Source organism: Sterolibacterium denitrificans, from assembly GCF_900174485.1.
Taxonomy (GTDB): Bacteria; Pseudomonadota; Gammaproteobacteria; order Burkholderiales; family Rhodocyclaceae; genus Sterolibacterium; species Sterolibacterium denitrificans.
Genome location: NZ_LT837803.1, coordinates 2111426 through 2125969, shown reverse-complemented (window position 1 = coordinate 2125969; position 14544 = coordinate 2111426). Strand labels below are relative to the sequence as shown.

13 protein-coding genes are annotated in these 14544 nt (G+C 61.0%); 3 read left to right on the top strand and 10 right to left on the bottom strand.

All coding sequences use genetic code 11. The features are described 5' to 3' along the window. Nucleotides 1-157: 157 nt before the first annotated feature. Both SDENCHOL_RS09605 and SDENCHOL_RS09600 read left to right on the top strand, forming a co-directional pair. Nucleotides 158-955, top strand: a complete 798-nt coding sequence (locus tag SDENCHOL_RS09605) for a TatD family hydrolase (protein WP_420031040.1) — start codon at nt 158-160, stop codon at nt 953-955. Next, a complete protein-coding gene (locus SDENCHOL_RS09600) occupies nt 952-2037 on the top strand; it encodes an ankyrin repeat domain-containing protein (protein ID WP_154717028.1) in 1086 nt (361 codons plus the stop codon). The genes SDENCHOL_RS09605 and SDENCHOL_RS09600 overlap by 4 nt, the downstream gene beginning before the upstream one ends. Before the next feature lie 104 nt (nt 2038-2141). On the opposite strand, the gene leuB is transcribed toward SDENCHOL_RS09600, so the two are convergent. The 3 genes from leuB to leuC are packed head-to-tail and all read right to left on the bottom strand — an operon-like array spanning nt 2142 to nt 5313. Then, nucleotides 2142-3212, bottom strand: a complete 1071-nt coding sequence (leuB, locus tag SDENCHOL_RS09595) for a 3-isopropylmalate dehydrogenase (RefSeq protein ID WP_154717027.1) — start codon at nt 3210-3212, stop codon at nt 2142-2144. A gap of 35 nt (nt 3213-3247) precedes the next feature. After that, on the bottom strand, nt 3248-3886 hold the full coding sequence (gene leuD, locus SDENCHOL_RS09590) for a 3-isopropylmalate dehydratase small subunit (protein WP_154717026.1): 639 nt from the start codon (nt 3884-3886) through the stop codon (nt 3248-3250). Then, nucleotides 3883-5313 (bottom strand): 3-isopropylmalate dehydratase large subunit, encoded by a 1431-nt coding sequence (gene leuC / locus SDENCHOL_RS09585; RefSeq protein WP_154717025.1) that lies wholly within the window; start codon nt 5311-5313, stop codon nt 3883-3885. Before leuC ends, leuD begins: the two co-directional genes overlap by 4 nt. A 374-nt stretch (nt 5314-5687) precedes the next feature. Here leuC and SDENCHOL_RS09580 point away from each other — a divergent pair, with 374 nt between their 5' ends. Further along, complete coding sequence (locus SDENCHOL_RS09580; protein ID WP_154717024.1) at nt 5688-6503, top strand: helix-turn-helix transcriptional regulator; 816 nt, start codon at nt 5688-5690, stop codon at nt 6501-6503. A gap of 81 nt (nt 6504-6584) precedes the next feature. Here SDENCHOL_RS09580 and pilV (SDENCHOL_RS09575) read toward each other — a convergent pair whose 3' ends face one another. From pilV (SDENCHOL_RS09575) to SDENCHOL_RS09545, 7 genes are all read right to left on the bottom strand, one after another. Next, entirely contained in the window at nt 6585-7991 is a 1407-nt protein-coding gene (gene pilV / locus SDENCHOL_RS09575) for a shufflon system plasmid conjugative transfer pilus tip adhesin PilV (protein WP_154717023.1), read from the bottom strand. A gap of 56 nt (nt 7992-8047) precedes the next feature. Then, nucleotides 8048-9520: a shufflon system plasmid conjugative transfer pilus tip adhesin PilV gene (gene pilV / locus SDENCHOL_RS09570; protein WP_154717022.1), complete on the bottom strand. Its 1473-nt coding sequence runs from the start codon at nt 9518-9520 to the stop codon at nt 8048-8050. Nucleotides 9521-9524: 4 nt separating this feature from the next. After that, entirely contained in the window at nt 9525-10100 is a 576-nt protein-coding gene (locus tag SDENCHOL_RS09565; protein WP_154717021.1) for a hypothetical protein, read from the bottom strand. Continuing rightward, the gene (locus SDENCHOL_RS09560) at nt 10100-11062 is read right to left on the bottom strand and encodes an ATPase, T2SS/T4P/T4SS family (protein ID WP_154717020.1); all 963 of its coding nucleotides are present in this window, start codon (nt 11060-11062) and stop codon (nt 10100-10102) included. The genes SDENCHOL_RS09565 and SDENCHOL_RS09560 overlap by 1 nt, the downstream gene beginning before the upstream one ends. 183 nt (nt 11063-11245) lie before the next feature. After that, nucleotides 11246-11827: a type 4 pilus major pilin gene (locus SDENCHOL_RS09555; RefSeq protein WP_154717019.1), complete on the bottom strand. Its 582-nt coding sequence runs from the start codon at nt 11825-11827 to the stop codon at nt 11246-11248. 59 nt (nt 11828-11886) lie between these two features. Continuing rightward, the gene (locus tag SDENCHOL_RS09550; RefSeq protein WP_154717018.1) at nt 11887-12987 is read right to left on the bottom strand and encodes a type II secretion system F family protein; all 1101 of its coding nucleotides are present in this window, start codon (nt 12985-12987) and stop codon (nt 11887-11889) included. A gap of 20 nt (nt 12988-13007) precedes the next feature. Beyond that, a complete protein-coding gene (locus tag SDENCHOL_RS09545) occupies nt 13008-14540 on the bottom strand; it encodes a GspE/PulE family protein (RefSeq protein ID WP_154717017.1) in 1533 nt (510 codons plus the stop codon). Nucleotides 14541-14544: the final 4 nt, after the last annotated feature.

Here is a 14544-nt window from a genome sequence, read left to right as displayed (position 1 = left end):
GATCCATTGACATACTGGATTCCCGCTTTCGCGGGAATGACGACCAAAGAAAGTCCCCGTGGGATGGCCAAAGGTAGTCCCTGTGGGACGTACATTGCTGACTATTCTTTCTAATTAGAACAGCAATTAAAACATACTATTGGGAATTATCATTAAAGTGAATCCTGTTTTTGTAGACTCGCATTGCCACCTGGATTTCCCCGAACTGGCAGCGCAATTCGAGCAGATCATGGCGCATATGGCGGGTAACCGGGTCGGCCATGCCCTGTGCGCGGGCGTTACGCTGGAACGCTTTCCCGCCTTGCTGGAATTGGTGCGGCGCCGGGACAACCTGTTCGCGGCGGTCGGCGTGCATCCGGATACGGAAACCGCCGAGCCGGCATGCGAGCCAACGGTGGCGACGCTGGTCGAGCTGGCGCGCGATCCCAAGGTGGTGGCGATCGGCGAGACCGGGCTGGACTACTACCGCCTGCAGGGCGATCTGGAATGGCAGCGCGAGCGTTTTCGTACCCATATCCGCGCGGCGCGCGCAGCCGGCAAGCCGCTGATCATCCACACCCGCGCGGCTGCCGAGGACACCCTGCGCCTGATGCGCGAGGAGGGCGCTGAGGCGGTGGGCGGGGTGATGCACTGTTTCACCGAGTCGCAGGCGGTGGCCGAGGAAGCGCTGGCGCTGGGTTTCCACATCTCGTTTTCGGGCATCGTCACCTTCAAGAACGCCAAGGCGCTGAAGGAGGTCGCCCGGATGGTGCCGCAGGAGCGCCTGCTGATCGAGACGGATGCGCCCTATCTGGCACCGGTGCCGCATCGCGGCGAGCTCAACGAGCCGGCGTATGTGGTGCATGTGGCCGAGGAGTTGGCCCGCTTGCGCGATACCAGCGTGGAAACGATTGCGGCGGCGACGACGGAGAATTTCTTCCGTTTGTTTGCCGGCGCCAGGCGAGGCGAGGCATGAGCTTCGCTTCGGCCTTGCGGCAGGCTTTGTCGGCGGGCTGCGTTACGCTGTTACTGATGTCGGCGACGGTCCAGGCAGGCGTTTATGACGACCTGCTGCAGGCCATGGAGCAGAGCGACGTGGCCGAGGTCATGCAGTTGCTGCAGCGCGGCATGGATGTCAATACCTCGGACCGTGCCGGCAATACGCTGTTGATGCTGGCTGCCCGCAATGGCGAGGAGGAAATCCTCGATTATCTGCTGCAAAATCGCGCCAACCTGTCGAAACGAAACAAGTATGGCGATACGGCGCTGATGCTGGCTGCGCTCAACGGGCATCCGGGCATCGTCGAAAAACTGGTGGCTGCCGGTGCCCGGATCGATCCGCCCGGTGGCGGCTGGACGCCGCTGGCCTATGCGGCTTTCAACGGCCACGTTGCGGTGATGCGTTTCCTGCTCGATCACGGCGCGGCGGTCGATGCCCGGGCAGCCAACGGCGCCACGGCCTTGATGATTGCCAGCCGCAATGGCCACCTGGAGGCCGTCAGTTTGCTGCTGGCACGGCATGCCGATGCGAGCCTGCTCGATCGCCAGCAGCAGACGGCGCTGGACATTGCGCGGGCGGCGCAGAATCTGGAGATCGCCAAATTGCTGCAGCAGGCGATGGCGCGTGACGCGCAAGCGGGTCGCCTGCGCGATCAAACCGAACAAACCGAACAAACCGAACAAACCGAACAAACCGAACAAACCGAACAAACCGAACAAACCGAACAAAAGCCGCGAATTTTCATTCAGATGGAGATGGATGGGGCTGATGAAAGCGCGCCTCCCGAGCCGGCTGCGGATGAATTGCCGGCGCCGAGCGGGAGTCTGGATGAAAACGAGGCTGGAGAAACCGAGGCCGGAGAAACGCCTGCGAATGAGGCGGAAGTTGAGGCAGACGTTGAACAGGCCGTGGGTGAGGATGAGGATGTGCCGGGAACGGAACAAGGGGAACAAGAGCAACAGAATGAACAGGAGCAACAGGCGCCTCGAGAGTCCGCAGACGAAATTCTGGATGGGCCTGATACCGAGCTGGAATTTACCGAGCCGGAATTCATCTGAAGCCGAATGAAACCGGGCCGCCCGAAGCAGAAGCCAGGGACGGCCCGGTTTGCCGTTACGCAGTCATGGCCATGGGATCATGGAGCCATACACTGCGCCGTAACTTACAGTGCCGCCAGCGCTGCCACGACTTGATCTCCCATCTCCGAGCAGGAGACCTTCTGGGTGCCCGGCTCGAAAATGTCGCCGGTGCGATAGCCGGCGGCGAGCACTTTCTTCACCGCCGTCTCGATGCGCGTGGCTGAGGCTTCGTCATTGAAGCTGTAGCGCAGCATCATCGCCGCCGAGAGGATGGTGGCCAGCGGATTGGCGAGGTTCTTGCCGGCGATGTCCGGCGCCGAGCCGTGGCAAGGCTCGTACATGCCCTTGTTGTTCTCGTCCAGCGAGGCCGAGGGCAGCATGCCGATCGAGCCGGTGAGCATCGAGGCTTCGTCGGAAAGGATGTCGCCGAAGATGTTGCCGGTGACCATCACGTCGAACTGCTTGGGATTGCGCACCAGCTGCATGGCGGCGTTGTCGACCAGCATGTGGCTGAGTTCGACGTCCGGATATTCCGGCGCCAGCTCGTTCATCACGTCGCGCCACAACTGGGTGGTTTCCAGCACGTTCATCTTGTCGACCGAGCACAGCTTTTTGTTGCGGCGCTGGGCGGCCTGGAAGGCCACGCGACCGATGCGGCGGATTTCGTCCTCGTCGTAGATCATGGTGTTGCGGCCCACGCGCTTGCCGTTTTCCGTCGTGATGCCGCGCGGTTCGCCGAAGTAGATGTCGCCGGTGAGCTCGCGCACGATCATGATGTCCAGACCGGCGACGATCTCGGGTTTCAGCGACGAGGCGTTGGCCAGTTCCGCATACAGCACGGCCGGGCGCAGGTTGGCGAACAGGTTGAGATCCTTGCGGATGCCCAGCAGGCCGCGCTCCGGGCGTTGCGGGCGGGGCAGGTTGTCCCACTGCGGGCCGCCGACGGCGCCGAGCAGCACGGCGTCGGCCGCGCGGGCGATTTTCTGCGTGGCTTCAGGGTAGGGCGAGCCGGTGGCATCCACCGCGCCGCCGCCGAGGAGGGCTTCCTCGATTTCGATTTTCATGCCTTCGCTCTTGAAGACATCGAGCACGCGCAAGGCCTGCGTGATGATTTCCGGGCCGATGCCGTCGCCCGGCAGAACTGCGATTTTCATGTCGATCCTTGTCTGTAAGTTTGTGAGTTTTTGAGTCAGGCAAACAGCCAGGGCTGGGCAGCCTGGTGTTTTTCCTCGAAAGCGCGAATCTTGTCGGCATGCTGCAAGGTCAGGCCGATTTCATCCAGGCCGTTCAACAGGCAGTGCTTGCGGTGCGGCGTGATGTCGAACTGGAAGGACCAGCCGAGCGGACTTTTCACCGTCTGGCTGGGCAGATCCACTTCCAGCCTGTAGCCTTCGTTGGCGGCGCATTCCTGGAACAGCTTGTCGACGATTTCGCTCGGGGCGACGATGGGCAGCAGGCCGTTCTTGAAGCAGTTGTTGAAGAAGATGTCGGCAAACGACGGTGCGATGATCACCTGGAAACCGTAATCCTCGATCGCCCAGGGCGCGTGTTCGCGGCTGGAGCCGCAACCGAAGTTGTCGCGGGCGAGCAGTACCTGCGCGCCCTGGTAGCGCGGCTGGTTGAGGCTGAAATCCGGGTTCAATGGCCGCTTGCTGCAATCCATGCCGACATCGCCGTAGTCCAGATAGCGCCATTCGTCGAACAGATACGGGCCGAAACCGGAGCGCTTGATGGATTTCAGAAACTGCTTGGGGATGATGGCGTCGGTATCGACGTTGGCGCGATCCAGCGGCGCGACCAGGCCGTTCGTGTGTTTGAAGGCTTTCACAGTGTCTCTCCTTGAATCTGGTTGCGGACATCGACGAAATGACCGGCAAGCGCGGCCGCAGCCGCCATTTCCGGACTCACCAGATGGGTGCGCCCGCCCGGGCCCTGGCGACCTTCGAAGTTGCGGTTGGAGGTCGAGGCGCAGCGCTCGCCCGGCTTCAGGCGGTCGTTGTTCATCGCCAGGCACATCGAGCAGCCCGGCTCGCGCCACTCAAAACCGGCGTCGATGAAAATCCGGTCCAGGCCTTCGGCTTCGGCCTGGCGTTTGACCTGGCCGGAGCCGGGCACGACCAGCGCCTGGGTGATGTTGCTGGCGATTTTGCCGCCCTGATCCCTGACGATCCTGGCTGCGGCGCGCAAATCCTCGATGCGCGAGTTGGTGCACGAGCCGATGAACACCTTGTCGATCTGGATCGCCTCGATCGGCGTATCGGCGGTCAGGCCCATGTATTGCAGGGCGCGCTCGATGCCGGCGCGCTTCACCGGATCGGCTTCGCTGGCCGGGTTCGGCACTTTGCCGCTGACCGGCAGCACCTGCTCGGGCGAAGTGCCCCAGGTGACTTGCGGCATGATCTCCGCGCCATTCAGCTCCACCACGGCGTCGAATTGCGCGTCGGCATCGCTGTGCAGGGTCTGCCAGTGGGCGACGGCCTTGTCCCAGTCCGCTCCCTTGGGCGCGAAAGGCTTGTCCTTCATGTAGGCAATGGTTTTTTCATCCGCCGCCACGATGCCGGCGCGCGCGCCACCTTCGATGGTCATGTTGCAGATGGTCATGCGTCCTTCGAGCGAGAGGCTGCGGATCACTTCGCCGCCGTATTCGATGACATAGCCCGTGCCGCCGGCGGTGCCGATCCTGCCGATGATGGCCAGGGCCACATCCTTGGCGGTCACGCCGCGCCCCAGCTTGCCGTCGACCTTGACCAGCATGCTTTTGGATTTCTTCGCCACCAGGGTTTGCGTGGCCATCACGTGCTCGACTTCGGAGGTGCCGATGCCGTGGGCCAGCGCGGCAAACGCGCCGTGGGTGGAGGTATGGCTGTCGCCGCAGACGATGGTCATGCCAGGTAGGGTGGCGCCATTTTCCGGGCCGACGACGTGGAGGATGCCCTGATTCCGGTGCTTGAACGGGAAGTAGATGAGGGCGCCGAATTCCTTGATGTTGCTGTCCAGCGTGTCCACCTGCAGGCGGGCGACGGGATCTTCGATGCCGCGCTCCCAGTGGTCGGTGGGCGTGTTGTGGTCGGGATTGGCGACGATGGAATGATTGCGCCAGGGTTTGCGGCCGCTCAGGCGCAGGCCTTCGAAAGCCTGCGGGCTGGTGACTTCGTGGATCAGATGGCGGTCGATGTAGAGCAGGCTGGTGCCATCGTCTTCGGTGTGCACGACGTGGGCATCCCAGAGCTTGTCATAAAGGGTTTTGCCGGCCATGGCGGGCTCCTCTTCTGTGCAGGCCCGTTCGCATTCAGGGGTCTGGAACGGGTGGGTTGTGGTTGAAGGCAGGTATCTGTTGTATCTAGTGCAATGCTGCATTCCTGACGGAATATATGAATATCGGCTTCGTCATTCCCGCGCAGGCGGGAATCCAGTACGTACCTGGGTCCCCGCCTGCGCGGGGACGACAAATGTGTGATTCTTTATATATCAATCAGCGTGCAACACGACACTGGCGGCCGCAGCTTGCTTGCGTTGGTTTGCTTTCCGGCAGCAGTGTTACGGATGTTATTACCGTCAGGATACCGGAACAAGACTAGTATTTATACTGGTATATTGACTAACAGGAAACGTGATCATGGAGAAAATACATGGATACGCGGCGCAAGGAACTGGGTGAGTTTTTGTGCGCGCTGCGGCAGCGCTGCGCGCCGGAAGCTTTCGGGTTTCCAGCGGGCAGCCGGCGCCGCACGCCCGGTTTGCGGCGCGAGGAAGTGGCGCAACTGGCGGGCATCAGCCCGACCTGGTACACCTGGATCGAGCAGGGACGCGACGTGCAGGTTTCGCACGAAGTGCTGGAACGCCTCGCCCAGGCCTTGCGCCTGACCGGGCCGGAACGCAGCTACCTGTTCGACATGGCCGGGCGCAGCGATCCGCATGGAGTGGAGCGCGCGGATGAGAATGACAGCGCGCCGGAGGCCTTGATCGAGCTGCTCGCTGAGTTCCGCATGCCGGCCTACATTCTGGGGCGTTATTGGGACGTGCTGGCCTGGAATCCGCTGGCGGCGGCGTTATTCACCGGCTGGCTGGATCAGGTCACGCCCGGCGCGCTTCCCCTGCCGAATTTGCTGCGCTTCGTTTTTCTCGATCCGCAGGCCAGGCAACTGGTGGTCGATTGGGAATCCCGCGCCCGGCGGATTTGCGCCGAGTTTCGCGCCGATTGCCGCGGCCGTCTGGAAGAACCCGGCTTGCAGCGGCTGATCGCGGAATTGCAGCAGAGCAGCCCGGAATCGGAATTTGCCCGCTACTGGAAACTGCACGACGTGCTGGAGCGGCAGGGCGGAGAGCGTAGCTTCAGGCATCCCCGGCGCGGGCTGGTCAGCTATCGGCAATTCACCCTGTCTCCCGTCGGGCAGGAGCACCTGAAGCTGGTGGTGCTCAAGCCATTGCTGGCGCAGGGCGAGTGAACGAGTAAGCGGATTTCACGATGCGCCGCCGTCGATGTGGCGATGCTACGATGCAGCGGTGCTGCATCGCGTCCATGCACCTCACCAGATCTGCTTGGGTTCGTCCAGTTGCGGCGTATCGACCACTTGCAGATTGACGACATCCACCATGTGCTTTTTGGTGACGGGTGTGCTGATCGTATAGTTCTGCGGGAAAAGTTTGAAGATGTCCCAAGGTTCATAGACGGTGATGACGACCGTTTCGGTTTTGACGTATCCCCTGCCGTAGTACCAGGCGCAGTCCGGCTGATTCGGGGCGATGCTGCAATCGATGTTGCCGGCGCTGCCGCAGGCGAAATCGTTGCTGACATCCGGATCGCAATGCAGCAGGCCGCTGAAATGGTTGCTGTCGATGAAATAGCCCGTGCCCCTGAACCATTCGGTCGCCTGGCCTTCCCGGCCGGCGGGCCTTGTCAGTTTGAATTTCCAGCGGCTGATGGTGATGGGGCCGGTCCAGATGCGTTCCGTACCCATGTTCTGACAGGCGATGATGTCGCCCTTTGCCGTGCGGGCCAGGGTGCCTACGGGCACTTCCTTTTTCCCGGTCAGTGAGTTTGTCGGGGAGCCTGCCGTGGGCGTATCGTCGCATTTCTCGCCGATTTTGCGTACGAGCTGCAACTGTAGCGAAGCGCCGCCGCTGACGAACTTCGGATTGTTCGGATTCGTCTTGTCGAAAACGTCGTCCTTGAACTTGAGATCCGTCTGCATGGTGTTGAGCTCGGGATGTCCCGGTACTTCATCGCGGTACAGGAAGGCCGAGGAGGTATCTTCGGCAAACCATAGCGCCATCAGGGGGTGGCCTTTTTCAAGCTTGATCGGCCTGGCCTGGCCGGCGCAATTGGTCTGCGCATTCTTGAAATATCTGCCAACCTGATCCGTCGTCAGGTTGAACTCCCATTTGCCCAGGGTGCCTTTGGCGAGGTTTTCATCCTTTGCATAGATCCCGCCACCCGCCGCGCCCAATGATGCCGCCAGCAGGCTCAGGTCGATGTCATTGATGGCTTTCGCGCCTGCATCGAGGCTTTCCGTCACGATCAGGGTATAGAGTTCGTTGGGCTTGGGCTGCAGCACCAGCGCGCAGAGGGTCTGCTGGTAACTGTTCTTGTCCTGAAAGCCGATGGGCAGGTAGCGGGTGGCCGAGACTTGGCCGGTGATGGGGTTGGGCGTGTTCTGCAGCGTGGCTACCGTCAGTACCGCGGGCTGGGTGGCGCTGGCCGGTATCAGCGTGCCGCCACCCTTGACCAGGTGAGTGTAGTTGTCCTTGACGAAATCCTTCACGCCCTTGGCAAAGATCTGCATCTGCTGGACGGTGGCCGCCGTGCGGGTTTTTTCCAGATGATTGTCGACCATGGAAACCGCACCCGTGATGATGATGCCAAGCAGGAACAGGGAGACCAGCACTTCCAGCAGTGCGATCCCTGTTTGATTGGAACGATGGTTCTGGCGCATCTTGGCTGAGCTTCCTTTGTTCTGTTGCGGTCGATGGCGATACGTTACGTTGTACGTTACCACTTCCTGCGTATTGGATTTTCTACTTTCAGATTGACGACATCAACCCGATGTTGATCCGTGTAGCAGGATGGGCCGGAACCAACAGAGCAATCCGCGCCTCGGGCGTAGTACCAGGTGCATCTTATCTGCTGTTGTTCCTGTTGCCATTTGGGCGTCCATTGGACAGGATTCAGCGGATTCGTCGGAGGAATCCAGGTCGTAGACAGGATGGCCTCTCCATTCCAGAGGAAGGCTTTCGAGAAAGACTCCGGCCGGCAATCGACGTTGCCCGCGCTGCCGCAGACAAATGCGCTATTTTCATTGGGGGAGCAGTGCAGGGTACCGCTGAAGTGATCCTTATCGACGAGATAGCCCATGCCGACGAATTTTTTGCGGTTCAGGCCCAGGCTTTGCGGTCTGATCAACTCAAACTCCCATCGCCCCGCCGAAATATTTCTGACCCAGTAGTTCTTTTTCCTGACGGCATCCTCCTGGCAGAACAGGACTTCGCCGTCTTCCGTGCGTGCCATGGTGCCCAGCGGAACTTCCTTTTTTCCCGTCTGGGGATTGACGGGCGAACCCGCCGTCGGATACTTGTTGCACTCTTCGCCCACGACCCGTTCGATGATCAACTGGGCCGTGGCGCCACCAAAGAATACGGGATTGTTCTGGTCGAATTCATCGATGAAGTCATCCTTGAAGCGCACATCCGTTTGCATGGTGTTGAGTTCAGGGTGTCCCGCCACTTCGTTGCGGTGGAGAAAAGCCGACGCGGGGTCTTCGGAAAACCACAGTGCCATCAGGGGGTGGCCGGGCGTGAGATTGACGGGATTGCCTGTGCAACTGGTCTGGACATTCCTGAAATTCCGGCCGACGGGATCCGTATTCAGATCGAACTCCCATTTGCCCAGGGTGCCCTTGGCGCGGCTGGGATTCTTTGCATAGATGCCGCCACCGGCCGCGCCCAGCGAGGCGGCAAGCAGGCTCAGATCGACGTCGTTGATGGACTCTCCGCCTTCGGTAACGACCAGGGCATACAGCTCGTTGGCAGTGGGATTGGGCCGCAAGATCAGCGCGCAGAGGGTTTGCTGGTAGCCGTTTTTTTCCTGGAAGCCGGTGGGTAGGTAGCGTGTTGCGGACGACTGGCCGCTTTCCGGATTGGGCGTGTTTTTCAGGATGTCTACCGTAATGACCGAAGGTACCGTGCTCGTGGCCGGCACGATGCCATTGCCGCCCGTGGTCAGATAGGCGTAGTTGTCCTTGATGAAGGCCTGCGTCGCCTTGGCGAAGATCTGCATCTGCTGGGCCGTGGCTGCCGTGCGGACCTTTTCCAGATGATTGTCGACCATGAACGCCGCGCCCGTGATGATGAAGCCGAGCAGAACCACGGAAATCAGGATTTCCAGCAGGGCGAACCCCGTCTGGCCGCGCCTGCTCTTGTATGGCGGCGACGGTTTGCGTGGCGGCATATTCTGGATCGTGGGCATTTGCTCAATTGCCGATGACAACAAAGGCGCCTTCAGGAATTTGTGGCGGAAAATCCGGAAAGAAAGTGCCGGTGACCGTGTAGGGCGGAATGTTGAGTTCGTAGAGGGTCTTGATCCGGTCGCCTTGACGGATGCCGATCATCAGGCTGCGCCCGTGGTCGTTGGCGATGGCGGTGACGATGCCGCCGGGCAGCGCTTCGACCGGCAGGCAACTGAAGGTATACAGCCGGCCGCCGGCAAACCAGTGGGACCAGAGTTCGCGGGGATTGCTGTTGTGCGTGCACTCGGTGTTGGTGGCGGACTGCATCATGACGAAGCCGGGGGGGAGCAGGCCCGCCAGCGCATTGGCCGGGGAGCCGGGCGGTTGGTTGCCGGACAGGGCGCCGTAGTCGATGTAGCCGTTGGCATCCTGGAAATGCGCATTCTGGTAGGCCACCAGGGCCTGGCGATAGGCCCAGAAATTGGCGGCATGGGCGGTTGCGCGCGTATCGCTGAAGCGCTGCATGTCGTCCGGCTGGATCCAGGCCAGCCAGAGGGCGACGAGTGCTGCACCGAGAGTGACCAACGCCAGCGGATACATCAGCCGAGTTTGCCTTTCATCATGATCATCTGGTTGAGTTGCAGCATGACATCATTTTCGATTTGGTCAAAGCGCCGCTGGCGGATGGTGTTGCGCACGCCCTTGCCATGTTCGCGGCCGTCGTTTTCGCCGATCCAGAGAAACTGGATTTTGGGGCGCTTGGCGCCGCTGGCATCGGCTTCGAGGCGTTGATGCAGTACCGCGGTCAGGCCGTTGGCGAGCAGGTTGGCGACGTCTTCCGAGTTGCCGGCGGCGGCATTGGCCAGGGAATAGATGCGTTCGATGGCCATGGTGACGTTGCCGGCATGCGTCGTGCAGATCACCAGGCGGCCGTTGATCGAGGCGCGCAGGGCTTCGGCCGCCGATTCGCCGTCGCGGATTTCACCGAGAAAAATGATGGAAGGCGACCAGCGCGCCGCCTTGCGGATTTCGTTGCCGAAGCCGCCCTGTTCGACCCAGGTCTGATAGCAGATGCCGTGGCCATGATGGCCTTCCAGCGGCATTTCCGGCGGATCCTCGACGGTGATGCCCACGCCGCCATATTTGGCCAGGCGCGCGGTCATCAGGCAGGAGGCCGTGGTGGTCTTGCCCTGGCCGAAGGCGCCGGCCACCACGACCAGGCCGGTGATGTTGGGCGTCATCAGGCGTTCGACGTGGCGTGGATGGATGCCCAGGGTATGGATGTCCGGCACCTTGGGCGGAAAGCGGCGCAGGACGTAAATGGTTTCGGTGATGCTGACCAGCATCGAGACCCGGTAGGAGATGCCGTCGTCGCGCACGGTGAATTCGTTGCGCTGCGTCGATTCGAAGATGGCTTCGCATTTCGCGCGCAGTTGTGCCAGTGCTTCGGCATATTCCGGCGGCGCGGGGTGAGGGTCGATGGTTTGCGGTATCCCGGCAAAGAAGTTCTCTGCCTCACCGAGGTAGATGGCAAAGAATTCGAGCTCGCTCAACTTGGCCATGGGTAGATGATGTCCGCTGGATTGGGCAATGCCGGGGCCAGCAATGATCCGGCCTTGTTCGATTCGGCTTGGAAATGACTGGAAGCAAGCAGAAACTGGCAGACCATTCCCAAGCCGGCCTGAGGGCCGCACGCAACCCTCAGGCCGGGACTCGATTTACTCGATTCGGGCTTGTCGCCTGGGTTAGTTGGCTGTGGTGAACACGACGTTTACACCCGCCGCTGCCGTGCCGCATGCGTTGTTGGCACGGGCCGGTGTTACTGGATAGGGCGTTGCATTGCCAACGATCGAGCCTACGACTGTGCCACCGACAGTAGTCTGCGACCAGCCAGTCGAGGCATTGGTGACCAGTTGTGAACAGATTTCCGGCGGAACTGCCGTCAGGGTGATGGTGAAGTTGGGCGCGTTGTTTGCCGTAGCACCCACGTCCAGTGTACCGCCCCAGGGTGTGCGGAAGTTGGTAGTACCCGCCTGCCAGATCAGGTCGGATGGGGCCTTCCTGGCGTCGTTCAATTGGGTATTGATGGCGCCTGCGGCGTTGGCATAACCACCCTGACCGAGGTAGAGCTGTTGTACCGCCGAGCGGATGGCGATGATGTCCTTGAGCATGGTCACGGCCTGATTGCTCGACTGGGCGCTGTTGAACAGCGATAGCGCGCCGACGATGACCGCGGCAATGATTGCCAGCGCGGCGATGATTTCCATCAGGGTCATGCCGAGTTGTTGCCTGATTCCAGCCATGCCCGTTTTCAGTTGCTTGCTCATGAAGGTGCTCCTGTTGTGTGTTGAGTAAAACAAGGGAAAGTCGATCCCAATGAAGAAAGTTACTGCGCTGTCATTTGCTGCATCACTTCGGACATCTGTAGTTCCATGGCGATCATGCCAGTGACCAGGAAAGCGATGAGCAACCCGACCATGAGCAGTGAGACGCCGAAGATTATTTTCATGCGGGATTCGATCTGTATGATCGATTCGTCCAGCCATTCCCGTCCGAGCATGGAGAGTGCTTCTTCGAATCCCGAGAGCGAAGAATACACGCCAAGATCCTCGATGATTTCCCGATCCGGAAATTCATAGCCGGCGCGCAGCAAGGCATCGCCCATGTTGTGGCCGGAACGCATGCCGGCCAGACAGGTGGTGATGCGCCGCTGCAGCCACGGCCCGGCATTTTCGGCGAGCTGCTCGAGCGCGACTTCGATGCGCAGCCCGGCTTCGACCATGGCGGACAGGGCAATCAGCCAGGTGCTGCCCTGCATGACGCGATAGATGCTGTAGGGAGGGTAGCGGTCGAGCCGGATGCGCAACGGCCCGTCGAAGCGCGGCAAGGTGATGAAAAACACCGCGACCAGCGCGGCAATGAGCGGCAGGATGAGCCATAGCCAATCATGAGCGAGATTGCTGATGACGATCATGATTTTTGCCATGCCGCGCCATTCGGCGCCATGGAGTACGGCGGTGAAGGCCGGAACGATCTTGAAGCCGAACAGGAACAGCACGCCGATCGCCATCAGTACCAGAACGAAGGGATAGGCGAGACCCGCATAGACGGCGCCGGTGATGCGCCGGCGCGCGTCCATGACGCGGGCGGCGGAAAGCAGCGCGGTTTCGAGCGTGCCCGACTGTTCCCCGGCCGAGATCAGCATCATCTCCTCGGTGGTGACCCAGTCTTCCATGGCCTTGGAGAGACGCGCGCCGTTGCGCATGGCAGTCGACCAGGCTTCCAGCGCGATGCTTTCCGGTTCGCCCTTGCCGCCGGCGGCGATGCGCCGGTCCTTGATCGAGTCGACGGCCTGGAGGATCTGCACGCCGTTGCCGATCAGCTTGGCCAGCTTGAGCCACAGGCGACGCCGGGTCGCATGGTCGACGTGCTTGAACCAGAACTTGCCGAAGGCGGCTTCGATATTCTGGAAAGTGGTGCCGTTCATCTGCGCGCTTTCATTCAGCGTCAGGCGAAGTGATGCAGGGAGTCATCACTCTTGGTCAGGCGGCCGACGACCATTTCCACCTGGAACGGATCGACCGAGCCCTGGATGATTTTCACCAGGGCATGATCTTTCATGGTCAGACCGCGCAGTTCGTTGCGCCAGTAGGTCAGGGCGGCAGGTTTGTCGCGCTGGCGGATGAGGAAAAGCAGTTTGTCGTCCGGAACCACGGTCTCGGCCACGACGGTGCGGCCGACGATGCCGGTATTGCGGCAGTTCTCGCAGCCGCTGCCGATGACATGGACTTTTTCCAGTTCGGCCACGCTCATGATGCGTTGCAGATCGGCCGGGGAGTAGCGATCGAGCACCGTGTTGATCGGCACTTTGCAGTCGGGACAGAGAACTTTCAGCAGACGCTGGCAGATCAGTCCGGTGATGATCGAGGAATCGGCGAGCAGCTCGACCGCCACGCCCAGGTCGATCAGCCGGTCGAGAATGGCCAGGGCATTGTTGGCATGTACCGTGGTCCATACCTGGTGGCCGGTCATCGCCGCCTGCACGGCCAGCCGTGCGGAAGGCGTGTCGCGGATTTCACCGATCATGATGACGTCCGGATCGAGGCGCATGGCCGATTTGATGGCCGCCTGGAAGGCTCGGGAGCGCTCCTCTTCGGTCTGCGCATTGGTCACCGGCGTCTGTATGGCGCCGAGAATCGGGTATTCCGGCGGATCCTCGACCGTGATGACGTGTTTCTTGCCGGCTTCTTCACGGATGATGGTCGATAGCACCCGTTGCAGGGTGGTCGATTTGCCGCTGCCGGTCGGTCCGCCGATGACGATGATGCCGGTCGGGCACTGCTTCATCAGCTCGATGTTGTCCGACTGCTCGCCGCTGAAGCCCAGCGAGCGCAAGTCCTGTGCTTCCGTCGTGTCGTTGTAGAGCAGACGCATGACGAAGATGAAGCCGCCGGTCTTCGGACTCGTTGCAATCCGGATGCCGTCGATTCCTTCCGGCAGCTTGGTGCGATCGGAAATGCGTGCGTCCTGGCGCGACAGCGGTTCGAAGGTGGAGTCGCCGATGTCGGCCATCGACTGGTAGATCGCCGTGCACAGCTTGTCGCCGGTTTCGTAGGGGTGTTCCTCGATGAATTCCAGATCGTTCTGGATGCGGAAGTAGATTTGCGTCTTGTGCCAGCTATCGACCCGGATGTGAATGTCCGAAGCGCGCAGACGCGTCGCCTTGCGGAACAACCCCTTGGCCATGTCCTGCATTTCCGAGAATGAAGTGCTGAGCCGCATGGGCTGCGCTTCCTCGTACATGTTGGCAATGACCCGCATGTCCACTTGCAGGATGTGGTGCGGCACCTTGAGTCGCTTGAGACGGCCGATGAAGGCATTGACCGTCGGGTCGAAGATGTGCGACTTGGAAATCAGCAGACGGCCATCGTCGAGCAGGCAGAGCTTTTCGCGCAACGAGGCGTCAACGGCAAACTTTCCGTTTACCCCCGTCAGCGGAACGCCCTGTTTGTTTTGCTCGGTGCTGGGTGGGACTTCCATGGAT

Bases quoted from the DNA above. Each gene is read 5' to 3' on its own strand.
- SDENCHOL_RS09600 (WP_154717028.1), top strand. From the start codon at position 952: ATGAGCTTCGCTTCGGCCTTGCGGCAGGCTTTGTCGGCGGGCTGCGTT.
- leuB (WP_154717027.1), bottom strand. From the start codon at position 3,212: ATGAAAATCGCAGTTCTGCCGGGCGACGGCATCGGCCCGGAAATCATC.
- leuC (WP_154717025.1), bottom strand. From the start codon at position 5,313: ATGGCCGGCAAAACCCTTTATGACAAGCTCTGGGATGCCCACGTCGTG.
- SDENCHOL_RS09580 (WP_154717024.1), top strand. From the start codon at position 5,688: ATGGATACGCGGCGCAAGGAACTGGGTGAGTTTTTGTGCGCGCTGCGG.
- pilV (WP_154717023.1), bottom strand. From the start codon at position 7,991: ATGCGCCAGAACCATCGTTCCAATCAAACAGGGATCGCACTGCTGGAA.
- pilV (WP_154717022.1), bottom strand. From the start codon at position 9,520: ATGCCCACGATCCAGAATATGCCGCCACGCAAACCGTCGCCGCCATAC.
- SDENCHOL_RS09565 (WP_154717021.1), bottom strand. From the start codon at position 10,100: ATGTATCCGCTGGCGTTGGTCACTCTCGGTGCAGCACTCGTCGCCCTC.
- SDENCHOL_RS09560 (WP_154717020.1), bottom strand. From the start codon at position 11,062: ATGGCCAAGTTGAGCGAGCTCGAATTCTTTGCCATCTACCTCGGTGAG.
- SDENCHOL_RS09555 (WP_154717019.1), bottom strand. From the start codon at position 11,827: ATGAGCAAGCAACTGAAAACGGGCATGGCTGGAATCAGGCAACAACTC.
- SDENCHOL_RS09550 (WP_154717018.1), bottom strand. From the start codon at position 12,987: ATGAACGGCACCACTTTCCAGAATATCGAAGCCGCCTTCGGCAAGTTC.
- SDENCHOL_RS09545 (WP_154717017.1), bottom strand. From the start codon at position 14,540: ATGGAAGTCCCACCCAGCACCGAGCAAAACAAACAGGGCGTTCCGCTG.